Origin of the sequence: Paraburkholderia sp. ZP32-5 (assembly GCF_021390495.1) — a bacterium.
Classification (GTDB): domain Bacteria; phylum Pseudomonadota; class Gammaproteobacteria; order Burkholderiales; family Burkholderiaceae; genus Paraburkholderia.
Genome location: NZ_JAJEJP010000001.1, coordinates 3,151,580 through 3,173,564, shown reverse-complemented (window position 1 = coordinate 3,173,564; position 21,985 = coordinate 3,151,580). Strand labels below are relative to the sequence as shown.

The window sequence follows — 21,985 nt, the reverse complement described above, 5'->3', positions numbered from 1 at the left end:
GGCCGAGCTGTCGCGCGTTGCGGCACGGGCTGGCTTCTTCGCGGACTGTTCGCTGGCTGCCGGCGGCTTTGCGTTGACGATGTTGGCCGCCTTTTGTGCCGCTGCGGTATGCGCCGTGACTTTTGTCGAGCGCGTCGGGCCGGCCGGTGCGGCCAGCTTCGGCGGCTTGCGCTTGCCGGTCAGCTCGGCCCAGCGCTTCTCCAGCGCGCCTTCTGCGATGGGCTTGATGATCGTGCCGGAACTTTGCGCATCCCATGTCTGTACCGAGAACGGATGCACGCGCAATTGCTCGCGTGCAATCACCGGCGCCTGATGCGCATCGACGAGCCAGTCGTAGACAAAGTCGATGCACAGCCGGTAGCCGCGTTTCGTCGATGCATCCGGCACTTCGTACGGCGCGCGCGTCACGTAGCCGGAGCCGAAAACGCCCTTCGGTTCCTGCGCGACGCGATGCAGGAACACACGATCGCCCGGCAGGATGCCGCGCGCGAAGCCGCAGCCCCAGACGTCGGTCACCGCGTCGCCAGCGGCCACGCGTTTCGCGATGTCGGGCAGCTCGGGCCATGGCCATTTCTTGGGGCTCCAGATCAGCAGGAAGGCGGTCATTGCGGGCTCGAAACGGGATCAGGTGGCGTTGCGCGGGGGCGGGCGCGGGTTCGATGAGCACGGTGCCGTGCGGCAACGATGCGCTCGCAGGATGCAGGCGGCAGCTTAACCGATCGGCGGCGCGGTTGTCGGGCAGTGTGGGTGGTGTCGATGGGCGGCCGCCAGCGTGCTGGCAGGTGGTGCGGTTATCGCGGTGGCCGTCTTTGCTATCACGGCCGCCGGACAGTTATCACGATCGCCGTCATCGCTGCGCCAAACTCGACAGCGGATCGGATTGCCCACACGGCCATGAGCCACGCGCAAGCACGGTTGACGATCGGGCGTCGCGTACAATCGATTCCGTCAGGCCGTCGCTGCTCCGCTTCATCCATGCCGCTGCCGATGCCGGCACGGCGCTCCTCCGGATTTCCCATGTCTGACGTCATCAAACGCCGGCCCGATGGCCGGCTGATCCTGTTGCTCGGTGCGCTCGCCGCCTGCGGGCCGATTTCCATCGACATGTACCTGCCGAGCCTGCCGACCATCGCGCAGGCCTTCGCGGTCAATACCGCCGCCGCGCAAACGACGCTCACGAGCTTCATGTTCGGCTTCTCGATCGGCATGCTGCTGTACGGCCCGTTGTCGGATACCTATGGACGCCGGCCGATTCTGCTCGGCGGCATCATCATGTATGCGCTCGCGAGCATCGCGTGCGCGCTGTCGTTCTCGATCGGCTCGCTGGTGTCGTTCCGCTTTCTGCAGGCGTTGGGCGCGGGCTCGGCGTCGGTGCTCGCGCGGGCAATTGCGCGCGACGCGCACGAGCCCGGCGACGCCGCCCGCGTGCTGTCGATGATCGCGATCGTCACGTCGATCGGCCCGCTGCTCGCGCCGCTGATCGGCGGGCAGTTGCTGCTGCTCGGCGGCTGGCGCGCGGTATTCGTTGCACTGACGCTGTTCGGTTCCGTGTGCGCGGTGACCGCGTTCCTCAAGGTGCCGGAGACATGGCCGCGCGAGAAGCGCGCGCAGTCGGCGTTGCTGAAATCGTTCGGTGCGTACGGCACGCTGCTGCGCGATCCGGTCGCGTGGGGGCACATGCTGTGCGGCGGTATGGCGTTCGCGTCGATGTTCGCGTACATCACCGCGACGCCGTTCGTGTATATCGAGTACTTCCATATCTCGGCGCAGCATTACGGCTTTCTGTTCGCGCTGAATATCGTCGGCATCATGTTCGGCAATTACCTGAATACGCGACTCGTCAGCCGGCTCGGTCCGCTGCCGATCATTTCATTTGCCGCGACCGTGAGTTTCGTCGCGTCGCTGTTCGTCAGCGTCGTATCGCTGACGGGGTGGGGCGGTTTGTGGTCGATCGTGTTCGGGCTGTTCTTCGTGGTCGGCGTGGTGGGCGTGCTGTCCGCCAATTGCACGACCGACCTGATGCATCGCTACCCGGCCAACGCCGGCGCCGCGGCGGCCGTGTTCGGCGCGGTGCAGCTCGCGCTCGGCGCGTTGTCGAGTCTTGCGGTCGGGTTGTGGCAGGACGGCTCGCCGCAGGGCATGGGCGTGGTGGTCGGCGTGGCGGGCACGCTGTGTTTCGTCGGCCGTTTTCTGGTGATGCGCTGGCATCGGACCAGCACGCCGGTGGCCGCCGCGTGAGCCATGTGCTCTGTATGACAGCTGTGCGTGCAGGTACGGAAAACACCAGGTGTTGCGCGCGCGCCACCGTGCGTTTTGAATTGCATTGCTATGATGAAGTCACTGTTCCTCGGAGCGGCAATCATGGCGATCAAAGACTTGATGAACGGCGAACGGCAACATGCCGCATTCGCCGAAGCGCAAAGGCTGGCAGACAGCGGCGCTTATTACGACTACACCGACATCGAATATGTCTTGCGCTTTGATTACGGTTTGACCGATGTATCGGCCTTGCTCGATGGCCGACTGATGCATCGCGATCTGAATCGTCGTTGCGCGGATGCGCGCGAGAGGCTCGAGATGGCCGCTGCGTGATGGTGGCTTTCGCGGCAACGCATGCGGCTTGATGCGGATGAGGCTGGCGGGGTGGGGCGGGGGCTGGTGGATTGCTCTTGTCTCTTCTCGTTTCGTTTTGTCTCGTGGGTCTCGAATCGCTCGGGTGTTCTGTTGCCCGGTTGTTCGGCCGTATTCAGCGCGCTCGCGTGTCGCGTGAGACTTTTCGCTGGTTGTGTGAAGATGGGCGCTCGTCGTGCGGGCGTTCCGCTTAGGCTGATGGTTGCCGCCCGGACGTTCTCGACTTCTGGAGTGGTTCATGACTGACAATTCACACGACTCGCATCTGCCGCAGACCAACAATCCCACCACGCTCGCTAAACCCGGTGGTCACTATAGTCACGTCGCGGTTGCGAATGGCTTCGTGTTCGTGTCGGGGCAATTGCCGATTAACCCGCAAGGCGACAAGCTCAACGACGCGCCATTCGACGTGCAGGCCGAACAGGTCTTGGCTAATGTGAAAGCGGCGCTTGAGAGTGTCGGCAGCAGTGTTGCGCAGCTGGTGCAGGTGCGGGTTTATGTCGTCGATGTGGAGAACTGGGCGAGCTTTAACCAGATCTACGCGCGCTGGGCTGGTGATGCGAAGCCGGCGCGCGCGGTTGTGCCGGTGCCGCAGTTGCATTATGGGTTTAAGGTGGAGGTTGAGGTGGTGGCGGTGGTGTAGGTTTTGTGTTCGGTGAAAGAGACGCCCGCACACGTGCGCGGGCGGTCTAGGTCATTCCTTCGACGGCGGGCCATCCGTTTCCGTTAAACGCTGACTATCCCAGACACCAAGCTCGATAGCGCGTTGAAGCATCTGAGGCGTCACTATTGACGCTTGCCGTTGCTGTCGAACTTCCTCGCGATAGTTTTTAAAGAACAATGCGAACAATAGAGTAAGCAACGCCGAAAAGGAACTGATTCCTTCGCCGTCGAAATATCGACTGTATAAAAAATCCCCTTCCCTTATCTGGAACGTTTCAAAAAAAGCAGGAATAAAGGCGACCGCGTCGTCGCCATCTATTCCCAATTTCCAACGAATGTCGATGTCTGGCCTCAGAACTTCACGTGGGGACAAATATTTTTTGTCTCGGAGGAAGTTCTCGAGTGCTCGCCATGCATGTTCAGCCGAGCGTTCCGACTGTTCCGTCACTGAGTCTGTCCTCCGGTTTGACAAGCCTGTTGTAATGCAAGGTCGTCATCAGGTTGATCACGATGACATCATAGACGAGGACCGCTACGCCGATTTGAGGTGTCCACCGTCCCACCGCCGCACCTAAGTTGCTTGTCATTGAAAAGCGAAGGGCTTTTATGGAGTTATTGGTCAGCGTGGGAACCCTGAAGGGGAGGTTGAAATTCAAAAGCTCTCTTGCGATAACGGACGCCAATGATGTTCCATGCGTCGCCCCGCCAAATTTCTGTCTCGTTGATAGGTGTGGCTGTCCAGTAATGAATGCAATAACTGCAGCAATGTCGACGATTCCCAGCCTCGTGCATGTTTCTTCCACCAGTACCGCGACGTACAACTCCTGGGCAGTAAAATCCTCTCGTCCCCCGTATGAATAGAGATTTTCAGACGTCGCTGCATCTGCGGCTATCAGGCGTTCATAGTCATTCATTAGTAGGTCCCTATGCCTAGGCGATGGGGTTTTGTTTCAAGTCTACGATTGCCGTTACAGTGCCTTGACTCCTACCCGTTGCGCGTTGCAACACGTACTCCTTTTTCATTCGGGCGAAAGATAGTGCGACGTGCTCCAATGCCAATCCGCCTCCTGCCGCCGATTCAACGTGCGAGATGATCACGTCATTCATTGTGATTCTGAGGTAATCGAAATTGGTGCCATTCGCCTTGCTCATGGTCAGTACAGCCTCAGGGATATGTTTTCCCTGAAAGCATTGACCCGCAAGTATTGGGCTTGCCCGGTCAATGCTATGCATGAAATGCAATGCCGAAGCAGAGGCTTTCGCCGCACCGCCACCGGAACCTGAGTGCAGACTGGATGGCTGCGTTATCGCCCAATTCCAGCTAAGGACTTCTATTTCGTCTGGATGCGCAGCATTCTGCGACTCGCCCGTAACACCGTTAATTTTGATAAAAATATTAGACATGCACGCTCTCCCGGAGTGATGCATTACTTCGAATGCATCGGTCCATTCTTGCTCGAAGACATTCACTCCCCCGCGCAGAACCGCGTTCGGCGGTTCGTGGGGCGAAGTACTGATTGATATCTCGCCAATCCGTCGTTGAGGATCAGAGCAGTCTTAAACGCATCGACAATCGACAGAAAAGCGACAGCTGCGCGTTTGTTGGTCCGCGTGCTTATTTGTTCTCCGCGCGTCTCGCACTCGGAGACACATCTGCCGCGCGTAATGCGTCCTGTGTATCGTGTCTTCGCCGTGCTTCGGCAACGATGCGCTGCCATTCAGGCGCGGCGACGCGCTCCCGGCAGACTTCTATTAGCAGATCACCAAGGTTGTGACGTTTCTTCGCTGCTCCAAGCCTGCCTCGGATAAGTCGCAGTTCGTTTTTGCAAACGGGTTACGCGAGACTTCGCATTGCCGTGTTCCAGCGAACCCGGCAGAAACGTACTGGCAGATTGCTCGGCGGCGGCAAGTGCAACGAGGAGTTCTGAACGGGATTGTTCTAGCGTTTCGCGTTCGCGCTTTGCAGCGACGTCGATATCAGTAAGAGGGAATTGCGTTTGCTCAGAGCGAGCGGGGACATGGTGCATGAGACACCTCCTTTGCCGGGTTCGATAACCCGGACCCCGACGCCAATCGGGGTGGCCGGGCGCAAGGCGAGGTTGGCGTACCGGTGACAAAGGAAACCGGCGAGCGCAAGCGCTCCCTTACCAAGGCCCGACCATAGGAGCGCTTGATACGGGCGTAAAAAATCCGCCGGTCGGCGGTTGCCCGCCTTTGTCATGTCCCGGACGCCAATCCAGGGTCACGCTGTGAACGTGACATTGTCAGTGTAGCGTACGATTGGACCGGCGTGGTGCACTCCGATATTGACATTGGCGGACTGTCAGTACGCGAGTTTGTATCCGATGGCGGGCTGCATAGTCGGACTGCAAAAAAGCAAAACCCCGCAAGCGTTTCCGCTGACGGGGTTTTCATTCAATCCTGGCGGAGGCGGTGAGATTCGAACTCACGGAAGGATTGCTCCTTCGCCGGTTTTCAAGACCGGTGCCTTAAACCGCTCGGCCACACCTCCAAGCCGGCGATTGTAACTGATTTGCCGACCGGTCCTCAACCGCGCGGCATACCGCGAGCCGCCCGGGCCGCCCCAGCCACCACAATCGGCCACGAACGAGTCCACTCTCGGAAACAACCTCCCCCTCCAGCCTCCCATCACCACAAACACCCGCCCCCACCCGCTGCTTACCTCGGATTAACCGAAACTGCTACGCCCGCGATACCACGTCCTGCGCGAATATCAACGCAAGCGATAAATTCTTGGGAGAGCAGTCATGGAACTGATCACAATGGTCCGCATCGTCTTGTCGAGCTTCTTCGGGGTGCGCAAGCGCGCGTCTCACGAGGCGGACTTTGCCAACGTCAACATGGTGCTTCTGCCGTTCGTTGCCGTGGCGCTTGCGCTGATGATCGGCCTGTTGATCTTCGGTGTCGTCCATCTGATTACCGGTGTCACGAGTTCGACGCAAGGCTTCTGAGCACCAGCACACCGGGTTCCGGCGAGCGCGAGGGCGTCGGCACAACCTCAGCATTGCCGTACGCCGCAGCGCCGCCGGGCAGTCCCTTAACCGTGGACAGCCGGGTTATCGAGAATCCCCGCAAGCGTACGAATCGCCTCCTCGAACCGTGGGTTCCACGGATGGCCGAAGTTCAGCCGGATGCAATCCTGGAACGCATGCGTTGCGGAGAAAATTGGCCCCGGCGCAATGCTGATACCGCGCTCGGTCGCGAGCGCATGCAGCGCCATCGCATTCACCGACGAAGGCAATTGCAGCCACAGCAGATAGCCGCCGTTCGGCCGCACCCATCTGACGGAGTCGGGCAACCACTTGCGCAGCGCCGTCTCCATCTGCTCCAGCTGCGACTGCAGCGACGCGCGCAGCGAGCGCAGATGTCGGTCGTAGCCGCCGTTCTGCAGATAATCGGCCACACCTGCCTGAGCCGGAATGCACGCGGATAGCGTGGTCATCAGCTTGAGCCGGCGCACGCGGTCGGCGAATCGGCCCGCGGACGCCCAGCCGATCCGATAACCCGGCGCGAGTGTCTTCGAGAACGAACTGCAGTGCATGACGAGACCTTGCGTATCGAACGCCTTGGCCGGCAGCGGGCGGTCGCGGCTGAAGTGCAGCTCCTGATAGACGTCGTCCTCGATCAGGGGCACGTCGCGAGCGCGCAGCATCTCGACCAACGCGCGTTTCTTTTCGACCGTCATCGACGTGCCGGTCGGATTCTGGAAGTTGGGCATGAACCAGCATGCTCGGATCGGATGCTGATCGAGCGCGCGTTGCAGCGCTTCCAGATCGAGGCCGGAAACCGGGTCGACCGGAATTTCCACCGCGCGCAGATCGAGCCGCTCGATGGCCTGCAGGGCCGCGTAAAAGCCAGGCGATTCAACCGCGACGAGATCGCCGGGACGGGTGACCGCCATCAGGCACAGGTTCAATGCCTCGAGCGCGCCGTTGGTGACGAGGATTTCATCGGGCGACACCGATAACCCCGCTCCGACATAACGAATGCTGATCTGCTGACGCAGGTGGTCGTTGCCGGGCGGCAGATCTTCCACGGTGCTCCACGGGCTCAGCGAACGCGTGCCCGAGACCAGCGACTTCAGAAGCCGCGCCGACGGAAACAGCTGCGGCGACGGAAACGCCGAGCCAAGCGGCACGATGTCCGGATGACGAGCCGATTCGAGAACGGAGAACACCAGATCGCTGATGTCGACTTTGGTCGGCGTGGTCGAGAGTCCGTTGGCGGCGGCCTTCTCTTTCACCGTGGCGCCTTGCGTGACGAAGTAGCCGGCGCGCTCCTCGGCGCGCACGAGGCCCCACTGTTCGAGCAGATAGTAAGCGCGGAAAACGGTCGACTGACTGACGCCGTATTGCGCAATCAGGTGACGCAGCGACGGCAGGCGCACCCCGACGGGAAGATGGCCTGCGCGGATCTGCTCCGCCAGATTCGTCGCGATAGTTTCGTAGCGCTTCATTGATTGCCCTTGCAACGTCCTTGTATCTGCTGCGCACGCTTCATCGGCATCTGCTTCTGTGCGCGCAGCGGTGAGGCGCCTATCGTAACCGCTTAAGTCAACGTCCCGCGACGGGAGAAGCATCCTATCCATGTATCAATACACCGAGTTCGACAAAGCATTCGTCTATAGCCGCGCCGCGCAGTTTCGCGATCAGCTCGAACGCTGGCAGGATGGCCGGCTGAGCGAAGACGCCTTTCGTCCGTTGCGTCTGCAGAACGGCTGGTATGTGCAGCGCCACGCGCCGATGTTGCGGGTGGCGGTCCCTTATGGCGAATTGTCGAGCGCGCAGTTGCGGGTGCTGGCGTGCATCGCGCGCGACTACGACAGCCCGGAACCGGAGGTGTACGCGCAGGCTTTCGACGCGCAACGCAAGCTCGGCACCACCCATCTGCCGACGCACTCGGCGCACTTCACGACCCGCACCAACGTGCAATTCAACTGGATTCCGCTTGCGCGCGCGGCCGACGTGATGGATCTGCTGGCATCGGTCGACATGCACGGCATTCAGACCAGCGGCAATTGCATTCGCAACATCTCGTGCGACGAGCGTGCCGGCGTCGCGCCCGATGAGATCGCCGATCCGCGTCCGTTCGCGGAACTGATGCGGCAATGGACGACGCTGCACCCCGAATTCGCGTACCTGCCGCGCAAGTTCAAGATCGCGGTCACCGGCGCCGCCGAGGATCGGGCCGCGACGGACTGGCACGATGTCGGCCTTCGGCTCGTGCACGACGAAGCCGGTGCGCTGGGATTCAGGGTGACGGCTGGTGGCGGCATGGGACGCACGCCGATGATCGGCATCGTGCTGCGCGAGTTCTTGCCGTGGCAGCAGATCATGAACTACATCGAAGCGGTCGTGCGCGTGTACAACCGCTATGGACGGCGCGACAACAAGTACAAGGCGCGCATCAAGATCCTCGTGAAGGCGGAAGGGCAGCGCTACATCGACGACGTCGAGGATGAATTCCGCCAGATCGTCGAGCATGACGGCGGTCCGCACACGATTGTTCAGTCGGAACTCGATCGCGTCACCGCGGCGTTTGTCGCGCCGACGCGCCGCGCGCAGCACGAGGTTGAGCATGCTGCGCGAACGCCGGCGCAGGCCGACGAGCCGCGCTTCACGCGATGGCTGCAACGCAATGTGGCACCGCATAAGGATCCTGCGCTGCGCATCGTCACGCTGTCGTTCAAGCGGCTCGGACAGGCGCCTGGCGACGCGAGCGCCACGCAGCTCGAACGTCTCGCCGAGCTGGCGGACCGATTCTCGGCAGGCGAGGCGCGGGTCACGCATACGCAGAACATCGTTTTGCCATGGGTCGCCGCGGACCAGCTCTTTGCATTGTGGGAAGCGGCCAATGCGCTCGGCTTTGCCAGCACCAACGTTGGCTTGTTGACGGACATCATCGCGTGTCCGGGCGGCGACTTTTGCGCGCTGGCGAATGCGCGCTCGATTCCGGTCGCGCAGGCGCTGGCCGAACGCTATCAGGACCTCGACGAACTCGACGATATCGGCGAAATCGATGTGCACGTCAGCGGCTGCATCAACTCGTGCGGCCATCACCACAGCGGACACATTGGCGTGCTGGGTGTCGATAAGGATGGCAAGGAGTGGTACCAGATCACGCTCGGCGGCTCCGACGGAGCGGCCGGTAGCGGCGCGGCGCAACCCGGCAAGGTGATTGGCCCGTCGTTCTCCGCGGCCGAAGTGCCGGATATCGTCGAGGCGATTCTGTCGACCTATCGCGATGCGCGTGAGCATCGAGGGGAGGGGCGATACGAACGGTTCATCGACACGGTGCGCCGCATCGGTCTCGAACCCTTCAAGACGGCGGCGAACGAAGCACGCACGAAAGGCGAGGTGATCGCATGACGAATCTGCCGCCGCTAAAAATATTCACACTGGAAACTGCCGCCGAAGCATCCGAGCAAGGCGTGCTCAAGCTGGCTAACGATGCCGACCCGATGGAACTGGCCGGCAAGCTCGGCGAAGTCGAGCGCATCGAGCTGCACTTCCCGCATTTCACCGACGGACGCGCGTACAGCCAGGCCTACCTGTTGCGGCGCCGCTTGAGCTTCTCCGGCGATTTGCGCGCGACGGGCGACGTGCAGATAGACCAGCTGTTGCAGATGGCGCGCACCGGCTTTTCGAGTGTCGTGCTCAACGAAGGTCTCGCGCCGGCGGATGCCGCGCGGCAACTCGAACGCTTCGCCGGTTTCTATCAACGCGACTATCGGGGATCGGACGCCGGCCGCCCGGAATAGACCCGGACGCCTTCCGGCGCCGTCAGTCGCGCTTCATCGCTTCACTGCGGATCTTTCAGAAACAGCGCCTGCAGATCGTTCAGGAACGCCTGGCCGAGCGGTGTCGGCGCGATCTTTTCGTGGTCGCGCGTGATCAGCTTGCGCCGCTCGGCTTCCTGCAACGCGGGTTCGATGGTGGTGATCGACAAACCCGTGCGTTCGATGAAGCGATGCACCGGAAATCCTTCCACCAGCCGCAGCGCGTTCAGCATGAATTCGAACGGCAGATCGCGCGGGCCGACCTCGTGTTCTTCCTGCACGGCGGTGCCGGCCTTGGCCTGCTCGATGAAGGTGGTCGGATGCTTGTAGCGCGCCTGCCGCAGCACGCGATTCGGAAACGACAGCTTCGTATGCGCGCCCGCGCCGATGCCGATGTAATCGCCGAAACGCCAGTAGTTCAGGTTGTGCTTGCTCTGCTTGTGCGGCTGCGCGTACGCGGACACCTCGTAGCGTTCGTAGCCGGCCTCGGCGGTGCGTTGATGGATCCAGTCCTGCATATCGGCGGACGCGTCGTCGTCGGGCAACGCGGGCGGGAATTTCGCGAATAGCGTGTTCGGTTCGAGCGTCAGGTGATACAGCGACAGATGCGGCGGCGCGAACGACAGCGCCGTTTCGACGTCGGCCTGGCATTCGGCGAGCGTCTGTTGCGGCAGCGCGAACATCAGATCGAGGTTGAAATTGTCGAACGTGGTGGCGGCGACTTCGACCGCATGGCGCGCCTGCGCGGCGTCGTGAATCCGCCCGAGCGCCTTCAGATGCGCTTCGTTGAAACTCTGGATGCCCACCGATAGCCGGTTCACGCCGCTCGCGCGAAACTGCGCGAACTTGTCCGCTTCGAACGTGCCGGGGTTCGCTTCGAGCGTGATTTCGGCGTCGGCGTCGAGCGGCAGCAGCGCGCGCACGTCCGACAGCAACCGGTCGAGCCCAGCCGCCGACAACAGGCTCGGCGTGCCGCCACCGATGAACACCGTATGCACCTGGCGCCCCCAGATCAACGGCAGCGCCATTTCCAGATCGGCACGCAGCGCGTCGAGATAGTCGTTCTCGGGGAACGCGTCGCCCTTCCACTCGTGCGAATTGAAATCGCAATACGGGCACTTGCGCACGCACCACGGAAAATGCACGTACAGCGCGAGCGGCGGCAGCGAAGTCAGACGAATGCCGCCCGGCGACGTGAACGCCTTGATGACACCATTGCCGACCTCGGCCGGCGTCGGTCGAATCGGAATCACGCTTCCTCCGACAGACGCGCGAGCAGTTGCCGCAGCGCGATCGCGCGATGGCTGCTGGCGTTCTTTACCGCCGGCTCGAGTTCGGCGGCGCTCGCGTTCAGCGACGGCAGATAGAAGTACGGGTCGTAGCCGAAACCATGCTCGCCGCGCGGCGCATCGAGAATTTCGCCATGCCAGCGGCCTTCGGCGATCAGCGGTTCGGGGTCGTCCGCGTGACGCACCAGTGCGAGTACGCAGAAGTAGTAGCCGCGCCGGTCGTTCACATCGCGCAACTCGGCAACGAGGCGCGCGTTGTTCGCCGCGTCGCTCTTCTCGCCGCCGGCGAGCTGCGCGTAACGCGCCGAATAGACGCCCGGCGCGCCGCGCAGCGCGCGCACGCACAGGCCGGAGTCGTCGGCGAGCGCGGGCAGGCCGGTGAGTTTCGCCGCATGACGCGCCTTGGTCAGCGCGTTTTCGACGAAGGTGGGATGCGGCTCTGGCGCTTCCGGCACGTTGAGCGCGCCTTGCGCGATCAGCTCGATGCCGGCCGCGCCGAGCAGCGCCGCGAATTCGCGCAGCTTGCCCGCGTTGTTCGACGCGAGCACGACTTTCTTCAGCGGCATGCCGTTCTGATCTGCTGCATTCACTGCTGCACTCCCAGCGCCTGCTTCTGCTTGGCGATCAGCGTGTTGATGCCGGCGCTCGCGAGATCGAGCAGCGTATTCATTTCGTCGCGCGAAAACGGCACGCCCTCGGCGGTGCCCTGAATTTCGACGAAGCCGCCCGAGCCCGTCATCACGACGTTCATGTCGGTGTCGCACTGCGAGTCTTCGTCGTAGTCGAGATCGAGCACTGCCACACCGTCGTACACGCCGACCGAAATCGCGGCGATGTAATCGGTGATCGGCGAGCTTTCGATACGGCCGGTGGCCAGCAGTTTCGCGACCGCATCGTGCGCGGCGACGAATGCGCCGGTGATGCTCGCGGTGCGCGTGCCGCCGTCGGCCTGGATCACGTCGCAGTCGAGATTGATCGTGCGCGCGCCGAGCTTTTCGAGGTCGAACACCGAGCGCAGCGCACGGCCGATCAGCCGCTGGATTTCCTGCGTGCGGCCGGTCTGCTTGCCGCGCGCGGCTTCGCGGTCGCTGCGGGTGTGCGTGGCGCGCGGCAGCATGCCGTATTCGGCGGTGAGCCAGCCCTGGCCGCGGTCGCGCAGAAACGGCGGCACGCTCTCGCTGACGCTCGCGGTGCAAATGACCTTGGTGTCGCCGAATTCGACCAGCACCGAACCTTCCGCATGCTTCGTGTAATGGCGCGTGATGCGCACGTCGCGCAACTGGTCGGGCTGGCGGCCGCTGGGGCGTTGGGTGTCGTTGCTCATGTCGGAATGGAGTGGAGTAGGTGGGAAAACGGGTGGGAAGAACGGCGCAGGGAAAAGCGCAATTTTACCGCCGATCGGTTAGCGCGGTGACGCGTGCACGGCGGGCGCGAAGTTGCGTGCGGAAGATACGGCGATGGCATGTGCGGAGTACGCCGGTGCGAACGCAATGCAGCGCGACGATCAGCGTTGAAGTGCCCGGCACGACGGTCCGCATCACGCATGGCATCGGGCGATGTCCAGCAAGCGCGCGCAAAGCCCCGTGCGAGCCCGCATGCGCGCTGGCGTGCGCCGGATGCCGCCGCCAAAAATGGGATAATGCCGGTTCCCCGCCCCGCGTCTCGTACACGCCGGGCGATCCGCTTCTCAGGCCAGACGTGTAACGCATGGCCGCAATCGCGAGAAATACGATGATCTACAGCATGACTGGCTATGCGAGCGCCACGCGCGAACTCGTAGCAGCTTCGGGCACGGGCGGCGTGAGCGTGTCGGTCGAACTGCGCACGGTGAACTCGCGCTTTCTCGATCTGAACTTCCGCATGCCGGAAGACGTGCGCGTCGTCGAACCGACGCTGCGCGAGATGCTGATGAACAAGCTGTCGCGCGGCAAGGTCGACATCCGCGTCAATCTGCAACGCAGCGAGCAGTCGGCGAACGCGGGCTCGGTGAACAGCGACGCGCTCGCGCAACTCGCGCAACTCGAACGCACGGTGCTGTCGACATTCCCCGACGCGGGCCGTCTGCGCACCGGCGAAATCCTGCGCTGGCCCGGCGTGCTCGCCGAAAGCAACATCGCGCCCGAGACGCTGCGCGACGCGGTACTCGGCTGCGGCAAGCAGGCGATCGGCGATCTGATCGACGTGCGCGCGCGCGAAGGCTCGCAGCTCGCGAACATGCTGCTGTCCAATGTGACCGAAATGGAAACGATCGTTGCGAAGATCACGCCGCTCGTGCCCGAGCTGATCACGCGGCATCAGCAGAAAATCGTCGAACGTCTGCAGGAAGCGCTCGGTATCGCCGCGCCGGATGCGGCCGCGACGATCGTGTCGCGTGAAGAGATCAACGAGCGGATTCGCCAGGAAGTGACGATGTACGGCATTCGCATCGACATCGCCGAAGAACTGTCGCGCCTGACCGCGCACCTGAGCGAAACCCGTCACGTGATCGAGAAGGGCGGCAAGGTCGGCAAGCGGCTCGACTTCATGATGCAGGAACTGAATCGCGAAGCGAACACGCTGGGCTCGAAGGCGGCGGCGAAGGAACTCGCGGATTCGTCGATGACGCTCAAGCTGCTGATCGAACAGATGCGCGAGCAGGTACAGAATCTCGAATAAGGCCGGAGCACCACACCATGACCGAGCATCACACACGCGAACCCGGCGCGCCGCGCCATCCCTATGCGGGCGCTTATCCCGGCAATCTGTTCATGGTCGTCGCGCCGTCGGGCGCGGGCAAGTCGACGCTGGTGAACGCGCTGCTCGCGGGCGACGACGCGATCCGTCTGTCGATCTCGTACACGACGCGCCCGCCGCGTCCGAAGGAGCAGGACGGCGAGCACTATCACTTCACGACCGTCGAAGACTTCATGCAGCGCCATGATGCTGGCGAGTTTCTCGAAAGCGCGGAAGTGCACGGTAACTACTACGGCACCTCACGCGTGTGGATCGAGGAACAGATGAAAAGCGGCCATGACGTGCTGCTCGAAATCGACTGGCAGGGCGCGCAGCAGGTGAAGAAGCAGTTTCACAATGCGGTCGAAATTTTCATTCTGCCGCCGTCGCTCGAAGCACTCGAAGAGCGTCTGAAAAAGCGCGGCCAGGACGAGCCGAACGTGATCACGCGGCGCCTGCTCGCGGCCGGTGGCGAGATCGCGCACGCGGCCGAGGCGGAGTACGTGGTGATCAACGAGAACTTCGAGCGCGCGCTGGCTGAGTTGCGTTGTCTGGTCGGCGCGACGCGTTCGCGTTTCGCGTCGCAGTACGCGCGTCACACGCAGCTTTTCATGCAGCTCGGGATCCACCTGCCGCACGCCTGAGCGCGGCGTTGTGCCGAGCACATAAGGTAGAATAAGCAACATACTGAGAAGGAAACCAACATGGCCCGCATTACCGTCGAAGACTGCCTCAAACAGATCCCGAACCGTTTCGAACTCGCGCTCGCCGCGACCTATCGTGCGCGTCAGCTCGCTCAAGGTCATACGCCGAAGATCGAAAGCCGCGACAAGCCCACCGTCGTTGCGCTGCGTGAAATCGCGTCCGGCCAGGTCGGCGTCGAAATGCTGAAGAAGGTACCTGTTTAAGACCCACGGTTTTTCGTTTTCGCTTTGCCCGGTTTTTGCCACACCGGATTGCTCGACTTGCAGACCTGCGTCCTATTCTGACTGCTCCGGAGGCGACCATGAGTGCCACCCCGCCCACCGCCACGGAAGTGGACCACGACGTAGATTCTCCTTCGTCTGCACGCAAGTACATCGACGCGGTCCTCGAACAGTCGTTTCGCCATCTGTTCGGGCCGACCGCCACGCCGGAGCAGCCGCGCCGGCATGACGTCGTTTCCATCGCCCGCCTGACGTCCGCGCTGTCCGGCTATCTGCAGCCGGAAGAGATCAAGGACGTCAAGGCGGCGTTTCATTTCAGCGACGAAGCTCACCTCGGCCAGTATCGCCAGAGCGGCGAGCCTTACATCACCCATCCGGTCGCCGTCGCGGAAATCTGCGCAGGCTGGAATCTCGACGCCCAGTCGATCATGGCGGCGCTGCTGCATGACGTGATGGAAGACCAGGGCGTGACCAAGGCGGAACTCGCGGAGCGCTTCGGCGCGAAGGTCGCGGAACTGGTCGACGGCCTGTCCAAGCTCGACAAGATGGAGTTTCGCAATCGCGAGGAAGCGCAGGCGGAAAACTTCCGCAAGATGCTGCTCGCGATGGCACGCGACGTGCGCGTGATTCTGGTGAAGCTCGCCGACCGGCTGCACAACATGCGCACGCTCGGCGCGGTGCCGCCGGAAAAGCGCCGTCGCGTCGCGCGCGAAACACTCGATATTTACGCGCCGATCGCTCACCGGCTCGGTCTGAACAATACCTATCGCGAGCTGCAGGACTTGAGCTTCGCGAACTTCAATCCGCACCGTTACGCGACGCTCGAAAAAGCCGTGAAGGCCGCGCGCGGCAATCGGCGCGAGGTGGTCGGCAAGATCCTTGAGTCGGTGCAGCGCGCGATCGCCGATGCGAAGATCGACGCGGAAGTCACCGGCCGCGAGAAAACCATCTTCAGCATCTACAAGAAGATGCGCGACAAGCAGTTGTCGTTCTCGCAGGTGCTCGACGTGTACGGTTTTCGCGTGGTCGTCGAGAGCGCGCTCGAGTGCTACACCTGCATCGGCGCACTGCATGCGCTCTTCAAGCCGGTGCCGGGCAAGTTCAAGGATTACATCGCGATCCCGAAGGTGAACGGCTACCAGTCGCTGCATACAACGCTGGTCGGCCCGTTCGGCGCGCCGATCGAGTTTCAGGTGCGCACGCGCAAGATGCACGAGATCGCCGAAGCGGGTGTGGCCGCGCACTGGCTGTACAAGAACGGCAGCGCGGATCTGAACGACGTGCAAAAGCGCGCGCATCAGTGGCTGAAGTCGCTGCTCGACATCCAGAGCGAAGCGGGCGATTCGAGCGAATTCCTCGAGCACGTGAAGATCGACCTGTTCCCGGACGCGGTCTACGTGTTTACGCCGAAGTCGAAAATCATGGCGCTGCCGCGCGGCGCCACCGCGCTCGATTTCGCCTATTCGATCCATAGCGACCTCGGCAACCAGTGTGTCGCGGTGAAGATCAACAACGAATTGCTGCCGCTGCGTACCGAGCTGAAGAGCGGCGATATCGTCGAGGTCATCACGGCGCCGTATTCGAAGCCGAATCCGGCATGGCTCGGTTTCGTGCGCAGCGGCAAGGCACGCTCGGCGATTCGCCATTATCTGAAGACGATGCGGCTGAACGAGTCGGTGCAGCTCGGCGAGCGTCTGGTCGATCAGGGGTTGAAGGGCTATGGGTTGGCGCTGTCGGATGTGACGCCCGAAGCGTGGGAAAAGCTCGTGCAATGGACGGGCAACAAGAACCGTCAGGAAATTTTCGCGGACATCGGTCTTGGCCGGCGCGTCGCGGCGGTCATGGCCAAGCGCATCGAGGTGCTGATGAACGGCCGCGACGGCGACGACGACGGCTCGCGCTCCGAGTCCGGCACGACGCCGCATGCGCCGCCGGTCGTCATCACCGGCACTGAAGGGATGTCGGTGCAGCTGTCCGCGTGCTGCCGTCCGATTCCCGGCGACGACATCATGGGCTATATCGGCATCGGCCTCGGTATGGCGATCCACACCACCGACTGCCGCGTCGCGCAGCGCATTCACCGGCGCGATCCGGGGCGCTGGATCGACGTCGCGTGGGCACCGCAGCCGGGCCGTCTGTTCGATGTCGCGGTGAAGGTGCTGGTCAAGAACACCAAGGGCGTGTTTGCGCGCGTGGCGGCGGATATCACGTCGGCTGACGCGAACATCGTCCATATCGCAATGGACGAAGATCTGTCGCAGGAATCCACGGTACTGCGCTTCGTGATCCAGGTCAGCGACCGGGTCCATCTGGCCAACGTGATGCGCCGCGTGCGCACGAACCCGGACGTGATGCGCATTGCGCGCGAACGGCCGAGCGAGGAAGGGCATCACCGGCATGAGGGCGGTATGCGCATCGATCGCGAGCGGGCGGACTACTGAGAGGCTGTGTGCTCTGTCGTCCCGGGCTTGAGCGGGCTTTGATCGTGCCGGTTGTTGTGCCTGCTTTCTGATCAGATCTCGCCCGCGTTTCCGCCGCTTTTGTTTCTCGCAATGTTTTCACATACGGTCAGCCGCGCGGGCATCTTTCGTGTGGCTGCTCGGAACGTACCGAGCTAAAAGCAGCACACACCCGGCTTCCGGGGGAGAGCGTTGATGAACGTATCCGACCTCACTGGCGTGGCACTCGACTATTGGGTGGCGCGCGGCCTGCACGACTTCGTGCGCGAGATCTATTTCACCGATAGCGGCGAGACCGTATCGATCCGCGGTAACGATCGCGGTCGTCCGTGGGATGGGCGCTTCAGGCCGTCGGCGTCATGGGAGGCGGCCGCCGTGGTGCTGGAGCGCGCGCGGCGGCTGGAAGTGAGCGAGCAGGGCGGCCGGGGCGCGCTATGCATCGCGGAATTCGCGGGCGGCCAGCGCGCGTCGGAAGGGCGGGGAGAGTCGATGCGTGTCGCGTTGCTGCGGGCGTTCGTCGCGAGCCATTTCGGCGATACGGTGGACGACCTGCTGCATGAGCGCCAAGCACTGACCGGCGCGCGGGCGCAGACGATCAGCGAGCAAACGGTGGGCGGGGTTGTCGAGGATTTGCCCAGGCCGGACGGGCAGATTGGCGATATTCAATCACCGCCGCGATGACGTGCTTGCCACGAAAGGCCGCTACAGGCTGCGAGGACGGAGGCGCACTTGTGGCGCGTTGAGAACAGCCAAAGGCCGGCTGACGAAAGCATCCCAAAAAAACAAAGGGCCTTCCGATCGGAAGGCCCTTCATAGGTGGCGCGGCTGGCAGGATTCGAACCCACGACCCCTTGGTTCGTAGCCAAGTACTCTATCCAACTGAGCTACAGCCGCACGCTAAAACGGTGATGCTTGACTACATGAAGCCGGTAAAACTAGAGGACTTCCCGGTAAGGAAGTCCTCGTAAAGGTGGCGCGGCTGGCAGGATTCGAACCCACGACCCCTTGGTTCGTAGCCAAGTACTCTATCCAACTGAGCTACAGCCGCACACAGAAACGAGATTATAGCCAACGGATCGCTAAAATGGAAGCCCATCACGGTGATTTGTGTCGCGCGTCCGATCGTGTAACCTTTTAGAAGGATGTTGCTAGCTGCTGTTACTGGATCACTATGAACAAGGCCTTTGTCAAAGAATCGAGCGAAGACGGCGATGACGATCTCGACGTCGCCCAGCCCGACGTGCCCGCGGGCACCAAAAACTATATTACGCCCGCCGGCCACCGGCGTATGCGTGATGAACTGCTGAATCTGATCGATGTCGAGCGGCCGGAGGTGGTCAAGCTCGTGTCGTGGGCGGCGTCGAACGGTGACCGCTCGGAGAATGGGGATTACATCTACGGCAAACGCCGTCTGCGCGAAATCGACCGGCGAATCCGCTTTCTGACCAAGCGCCTCGACCTTGCCGAGGTGGTCGATAGCAGCCGACAGGAGAATGTCGATCAGGTGTTCTTCGGCGCGACCGTCGACTATGCGAGCGAAGATGGCGAAGAGCACACCGTGACGATCGTCGGCATCGATGAGGTCGATCTGGATATCGGGCACGTAAGCTGGATTTCGCCGATTGCCCGTGCGCTGCTGAAGGCGAAAGTCGGCGATACAGTCACGTTATTCACACCGGTGGGCCCTCAACCGATCGATATTCTCGACGTCAAATATCCGCCGCCGGATAGCGGCGGTTAGCGTTCCGCTCGCGACACCTCGCGATGGCAATGCGGCGCATAAAACACAGCGCATAAAAAAGGCGCCGTAAAAACGGCGCCTTTCCAACTGCAGGTACTTCCGCAGTTCTTAGAAACGGTGACGCAGACCTGCCGTCACAGCGACTTGCTTGTTGTTGCTCGAAGCTGCGCCAAGGCCGTTGATGCTGGCGTCGACGATCGCACCTTCGTTGGCTTCCTGATAGACACCCTGCAGATACACGTCGGTACGCTTGGACAGCGCATAGGCAGTTTGCAGGTTGACCTGGTTCCAGTGCACGTGCGAGCTCGACAGGTTCGCGCGGGTGTACGTGTAGGCCGCGGCGAGGCTCACCGCCGGCGTCAGAGCATAACGGGCATTAGCTTCGAAGTTCTGGAACTGCGCGCTGTTGCTCGGGAAGCCCAGACCGCCCGTCACACCGGATGCGCTCTGGCTGATGCCCGCGAGACCTTGCAGGTTCGTCTGCGAGTACACGAGGCCGACCGTTGCCGGGCCGAACGCGTAGTTGGCACCGGCGCCCCACGTCTGCTGACGTTGCGCGAAGAACGTGTTGTCGCCCGACACCGCACCGCCCGAATTGAACGCCGCGGCCGCGCTCGTGGCGCCGTTGCTGTTCAGCTGCATATAAGCGGCAGCGACATTCAGGCCGCCCCAGTTGTACGACGCCCCTGCGCTGTAAGCGCGATTGTTCGAGAAGCCGTCAGCCTGGTTCGAGAAGCCGTACAACGCGCCGAACTTGAAGCCGCCGTAGTTGGCGCTCTGGAACTTGATCGAGTTGTTGATACGGAACGAGTTGTTCAGGTTGTCGTTGTCGAACGGGTGCGCGAACTGCGTGCCGCCGTATTGGGTGCCGGTCAGCGCCAACGGGCCGACGTAGTCGACCATGCTGTCGTACTGACGGCCGAGCGTGACGGCGCCGAACTGATCGCTGGACAGACCGACGAAAGCCTGGCGGCCGAACATGCGGCCATTCTGCTTGAGCGTGCCGTCATTGATGCCGAAGCCGTTTTCCAACGTGAAAATGGCCTTCAGACCGCCGCCGAGATCTTCGGCGCCACGCAGGCCGAAGCGGCTGCCGTTCACCGAGCCGCTCGTCATTTGCCAGTTGCTGTGGCCGTGCTGGTTGTTGGTATAAGTGATGCCGGCGTCGATCAGGCCGTACAGGGTGACGCTGCTTTGCGCATGCGCTGCGGTTGTAAAAACGCCCGTGAGGGCGGCGACCAAGAGTGTCTTTTTCATTTATATAGCTCCAATAGCAAGAGAGGTATAAAAACCCTGGCTTGGGAGACCTTCACGCGGCGCTGCGAGAGGCGGAATCCGCGTAACAAGCGCAATGATCTGTTTCGCGCCGGTTTCCAATTAGCCTGAGTGTAGAGAGACACTTCCAGAACAGGGTGTTCCGATTTGCGCAATAAAGTATTACTCGATGAGAAACGATGTTCGAGTACCGCTGAAGCCCTATGGATAAAGGCCTTGGACGTTATTCGCGGGATTCAGAAAATGACACTACGAGAATTGCGTTGCTCATCCGCGACACCAAACGGTGCGAAAAAGCCACGTAAAGAAATGCAGGAAAATGATTGTTGTTAATGCGGCAACAGAGGATTGTAAATAGTGTGAATAATCGAAATGGCGGCTGCCCGCTATACTTCAATCTCTGCTTTCCGAAGCAGACTTTTTCGTTGACGAAAAAGATCTCCAAACCTTTGTCAGCGCGACTTTCCGGTCGCGCTTTTTTTTGCCCGCGGTTTGCGTATTCGTGGGCTCGTCTAGTGCGCCGGCGCGGCGCCGTCCGCATCGTCCCACTCGGCCGCCGAAGGAATGCTCCAATCTTCGATCACGTAACGGCGCGCGTCCATCGGCGAAGACAGCAGATTCTGCCAATGATCACCGTGCCACATCGGATCGAAATCGAAAACCGATGACGTATCGCTGGTTCGGGCAGGTTGATCGGATATCGCCTTGGCATGCGGATGAGTGAACCAGGCGAACAGACGGCGGATTTCATTGAACAGCATGACAACCTCCTGAAGCACATCGCTACCACTGCGTTCCATCATGCGATTGCCAATGCGCCGCAACAACTCGGACAAACACTTACCGAAAGATGGATTTTGTTACATCTGTTCGGCATCACGCAGCAATTTTTTCCACTCCTTGATTTCGATTAAATGCGTGCGAGTAATATTGACGGATTTCCATTGGAGTAAGACTTGTCGTGCATATCTTTTAGCGCGCTAAGCGAAGATAAAAAGTTTACTTGACGAAAAATCTCCATTCCCCGTATAACGGCAAAGCCGTATTTCATTGGTCGATTCTGGTTTTCAGCGTTTGCTGTTATCTGATTGCTAATGAAGTCGGGATTTGATGGGCTCAAGGGCAGGGCCCGATTCTGATAAATCAAGAGGAAAACAGGAAATGGAAACCGGTATCGTCAAATGGTTCAACGATGCTAAAGGCTTTGGCTTCATCACGTCGGACTCGGGCGGCGAAGATCTGTTCGCGCACTTTTCGGAGATCCGCGCGGAGGGCTTCAAGTCGCTGAAGGAAAACCAGCGCGTCTCTTTCGACGTCAAGACGAGTCCCAAGGGCAAGCAGGCGGCCAATATTCAGCCGTTATAAAAAGCGGTGCGTTCCGCTTTTCGCTGTGTTTTAAGGGATAACCCTCGCCGGAGCGCGAGGGTTTTTTATTTCCAGGTGATTATTTTGAAATCGGGAACGGGCTTACATAGTGAGATGATTAAGGT

Annotated in this window: 23 protein-coding genes, 3 tRNA genes and 1 pseudogene; 13 read left to right on the top strand and 14 right to left on the bottom strand. The window is 61.4% G+C overall.

Going from position 1 to position 21,985, the window contains the following annotated elements; translation table 11 throughout:
- Positions 1-30 precede the first annotated feature (30 nt).
- Positions 31-606: pseudogene (locus L0U82_RS13605) on the bottom strand (hypothetical protein); the annotation flags it as partial.
- 411 nt (positions 607-1,017) lie between these two features.
- Between L0U82_RS13605 and L0U82_RS13600 the strand changes: the two are divergent.
- The 3 genes from L0U82_RS13600 (at position 1,018) to L0U82_RS13590 (ending at position 3,274) form a co-directional block, all read left to right on the top strand.
- Positions 1,018-2,238 (top strand): Bcr/CflA family multidrug efflux MFS transporter, encoded by a 1,221-nt coding sequence (locus tag L0U82_RS13600; protein ID WP_233831651.1) that lies wholly within the window; start codon positions 1,018-1,020, stop codon positions 2,236-2,238.
- Between the two features lie 123 nt (positions 2,239-2,361).
- Positions 2,362-2,592: a hypothetical protein gene (locus L0U82_RS13595; protein WP_233831650.1), complete on the top strand. Its 231-nt coding sequence runs from the start codon at positions 2,362-2,364 to the stop codon at positions 2,590-2,592.
- Positions 2,593-2,869: 277 nt separating this feature from the next.
- Positions 2,870-3,274 carry a RidA family protein gene (locus L0U82_RS13590; RefSeq protein ID WP_233831649.1) on the top strand — a complete coding sequence of 135 codons (405 nt, stop codon included), beginning with the start codon at positions 2,870-2,872 and terminating at the stop codon, positions 3,272-3,274.
- Positions 3,275-3,325: 51 nt separating this feature from the next.
- On the opposite strand, the gene L0U82_RS13585 is transcribed toward L0U82_RS13590, so the two are convergent.
- The 5 genes from L0U82_RS13585 to L0U82_RS13565 all read right to left on the bottom strand — a co-directional run bounded on the left by L0U82_RS13585 (position 3,326) and on the right by L0U82_RS13565 (position 5,806).
- Entirely contained in the window at positions 3,326-3,742 is a 417-nt protein-coding gene (locus L0U82_RS13585) for a DUF1493 family protein (protein WP_233831648.1), read from the bottom strand.
- Positions 3,714-4,208, bottom strand: coding sequence for an STM2901 family protein (locus tag L0U82_RS13580; protein WP_233831647.1), 495 nt, complete (start codon positions 4,206-4,208; stop codon positions 3,714-3,716). Before L0U82_RS13580 ends, L0U82_RS13585 begins: the two co-directional genes overlap by 29 nt.
- Positions 4,209-4,224: 16 nt before the next feature.
- Positions 4,225-4,698 (bottom strand): Hcp family type VI secretion system effector, encoded by a 474-nt coding sequence (locus L0U82_RS13575; RefSeq protein WP_233831646.1) that lies wholly within the window; start codon positions 4,696-4,698, stop codon positions 4,225-4,227.
- Between the two features lie 356 nt (positions 4,699-5,054).
- Positions 5,055-5,321, bottom strand: a complete 267-nt coding sequence (locus tag L0U82_RS13570) for a hypothetical protein (protein ID WP_233831644.1) — start codon at positions 5,319-5,321, stop codon at positions 5,055-5,057.
- A gap of 395 nt (positions 5,322-5,716) precedes the next feature.
- A tRNA-Ser gene (locus L0U82_RS13565) sits at positions 5,717-5,806 on the bottom strand.
- Positions 5,807-6,062: 256 nt separating this feature from the next.
- On the opposite strand from L0U82_RS13565, the gene L0U82_RS13560 reads away from it, so the two are divergent.
- Positions 6,063-6,266, top strand: coding sequence for a DUF2970 domain-containing protein (locus L0U82_RS13560; RefSeq protein WP_233831642.1), 204 nt, complete (start codon positions 6,063-6,065; stop codon positions 6,264-6,266).
- Positions 6,267-6,352: 86 nt separating this feature from the next.
- Here the strand turns inward: L0U82_RS13560 and L0U82_RS13555 are convergent, their stop codons facing one another.
- The gene (locus L0U82_RS13555) at positions 6,353-7,771 is read right to left on the bottom strand and encodes an aminotransferase-like domain-containing protein (protein ID WP_233831640.1); all 1,419 of its coding nucleotides are present in this window, start codon (positions 7,769-7,771) and stop codon (positions 6,353-6,355) included.
- Between the two features lie 130 nt (positions 7,772-7,901).
- Between L0U82_RS13555 and L0U82_RS13550 the strand changes: the two genes are divergently transcribed.
- Entirely contained in the window at positions 7,902-9,683 is a 1,782-nt protein-coding gene (locus L0U82_RS13550; RefSeq protein WP_233831639.1) for a nitrite/sulfite reductase, read from the top strand.
- Positions 9,680-10,075, top strand: a complete 396-nt coding sequence (locus L0U82_RS13545; protein WP_233831638.1) for a DUF934 domain-containing protein — start codon at positions 9,680-9,682, stop codon at positions 10,073-10,075. The genes L0U82_RS13550 and L0U82_RS13545 overlap by 4 nt, the downstream gene beginning before the upstream one ends.
- 41 nt (positions 10,076-10,116) lie before the next feature.
- On the opposite strand, the gene hemW is transcribed toward L0U82_RS13545, so the two are convergent.
- Genes hemW through rph form a run of 3 tightly spaced genes read right to left on the bottom strand, consistent with a single transcriptional unit; the run spans position 10,117 to position 12,706 of the window.
- A complete protein-coding gene (gene hemW, locus L0U82_RS13540) occupies positions 10,117-11,346 on the bottom strand; it encodes a radical SAM family heme chaperone HemW (RefSeq protein WP_233831637.1) in 1,230 nt (409 codons plus the stop codon).
- Positions 11,343-11,948 (bottom strand): RdgB/HAM1 family non-canonical purine NTP pyrophosphatase, encoded by a 606-nt coding sequence (gene rdgB, locus L0U82_RS13535; protein ID WP_233833273.1) that lies wholly within the window; start codon positions 11,946-11,948, stop codon positions 11,343-11,345. The genes hemW and rdgB overlap by 4 nt, the downstream gene beginning before the upstream one ends.
- 20 nt (positions 11,949-11,968) lie before the next feature.
- On the bottom strand, positions 11,969-12,706 hold the full coding sequence (gene rph / locus L0U82_RS13530) for a ribonuclease PH (RefSeq protein WP_233831636.1): 738 nt from the start codon (positions 12,704-12,706) through the stop codon (positions 11,969-11,971).
- A 407-nt stretch (positions 12,707-13,113) separates the two neighbouring features.
- Here rph and L0U82_RS13525 point away from each other — a divergent pair, with 407 nt between their 5' ends.
- The 5 genes from L0U82_RS13525 (at position 13,114) to L0U82_RS13505 (ending at position 18,160) form a co-directional block, all read left to right on the top strand.
- Complete coding sequence (locus L0U82_RS13525) at positions 13,114-14,037, top strand: YicC/YloC family endoribonuclease (protein ID WP_233831635.1); 924 nt, start codon at positions 13,114-13,116, stop codon at positions 14,035-14,037.
- 17 nt (positions 14,038-14,054) lie between these two features.
- Positions 14,055-14,738, top strand: coding sequence for a guanylate kinase (gene gmk / locus L0U82_RS13520; RefSeq protein ID WP_233831634.1), 684 nt, complete (start codon positions 14,055-14,057; stop codon positions 14,736-14,738).
- Positions 14,739-14,798: 60 nt separating this feature from the next.
- A complete protein-coding gene (gene rpoZ / locus L0U82_RS13515) occupies positions 14,799-15,002 on the top strand; it encodes a DNA-directed RNA polymerase subunit omega (RefSeq protein ID WP_044848533.1) in 204 nt (67 codons plus the stop codon).
- A gap of 98 nt (positions 15,003-15,100) precedes the next feature.
- On the top strand, positions 15,101-17,461 hold the full coding sequence (locus L0U82_RS13510; protein ID WP_233831633.1) for a RelA/SpoT family protein: 2,361 nt from the start codon (positions 15,101-15,103) through the stop codon (positions 17,459-17,461).
- A gap of 213 nt (positions 17,462-17,674) precedes the next feature.
- Positions 17,675-18,160 carry a phage protein NinX family protein gene (locus tag L0U82_RS13505; protein WP_233831632.1) on the top strand — a complete coding sequence of 162 codons (486 nt, stop codon included), beginning with the start codon at positions 17,675-17,677 and terminating at the stop codon, positions 18,158-18,160.
- A 136-nt stretch (positions 18,161-18,296) separates the two neighbouring features.
- On the opposite strand, the gene L0U82_RS13500 is transcribed toward L0U82_RS13505, so the two are convergent.
- A tRNA-Arg gene (locus tag L0U82_RS13500) sits at positions 18,297-18,373 on the bottom strand.
- 77 nt (positions 18,374-18,450) lie between these two features.
- A tRNA-Arg gene (locus L0U82_RS13495) sits at positions 18,451-18,527 on the bottom strand.
- 123 nt (positions 18,528-18,650) lie between these two features.
- On the opposite strand from L0U82_RS13495, the gene greB reads away from it, so the two are divergent.
- Positions 18,651-19,220, top strand: a complete 570-nt coding sequence (greB, locus tag L0U82_RS13490) for a transcription elongation factor GreB (RefSeq protein WP_233831631.1) — start codon at positions 18,651-18,653, stop codon at positions 19,218-19,220.
- Positions 19,221-19,328: 108 nt separating this feature from the next.
- On the opposite strand, the gene L0U82_RS13485 is transcribed toward greB, so the two are convergent.
- Both L0U82_RS13485 and L0U82_RS13480 read right to left on the bottom strand, forming a co-directional pair.
- Positions 19,329-20,477 (bottom strand): porin, encoded by a 1,149-nt coding sequence (locus tag L0U82_RS13485; protein WP_233831630.1) that lies wholly within the window; start codon positions 20,475-20,477, stop codon positions 19,329-19,331.
- A gap of 530 nt (positions 20,478-21,007) precedes the next feature.
- Positions 21,008-21,256, bottom strand: a complete 249-nt coding sequence (locus tag L0U82_RS13480; RefSeq protein ID WP_233831629.1) for a hypothetical protein — start codon at positions 21,254-21,256, stop codon at positions 21,008-21,010.
- A gap of 400 nt (positions 21,257-21,656) precedes the next feature.
- Here L0U82_RS13480 and L0U82_RS13475 point away from each other — a divergent pair, with 400 nt between their 5' ends.
- Positions 21,657-21,860, top strand: a complete 204-nt coding sequence (locus tag L0U82_RS13475; protein WP_233831628.1) for a cold-shock protein — start codon at positions 21,657-21,659, stop codon at positions 21,858-21,860.
- The last annotated feature ends 125 nt before the right edge of the window (positions 21,861-21,985 follow it).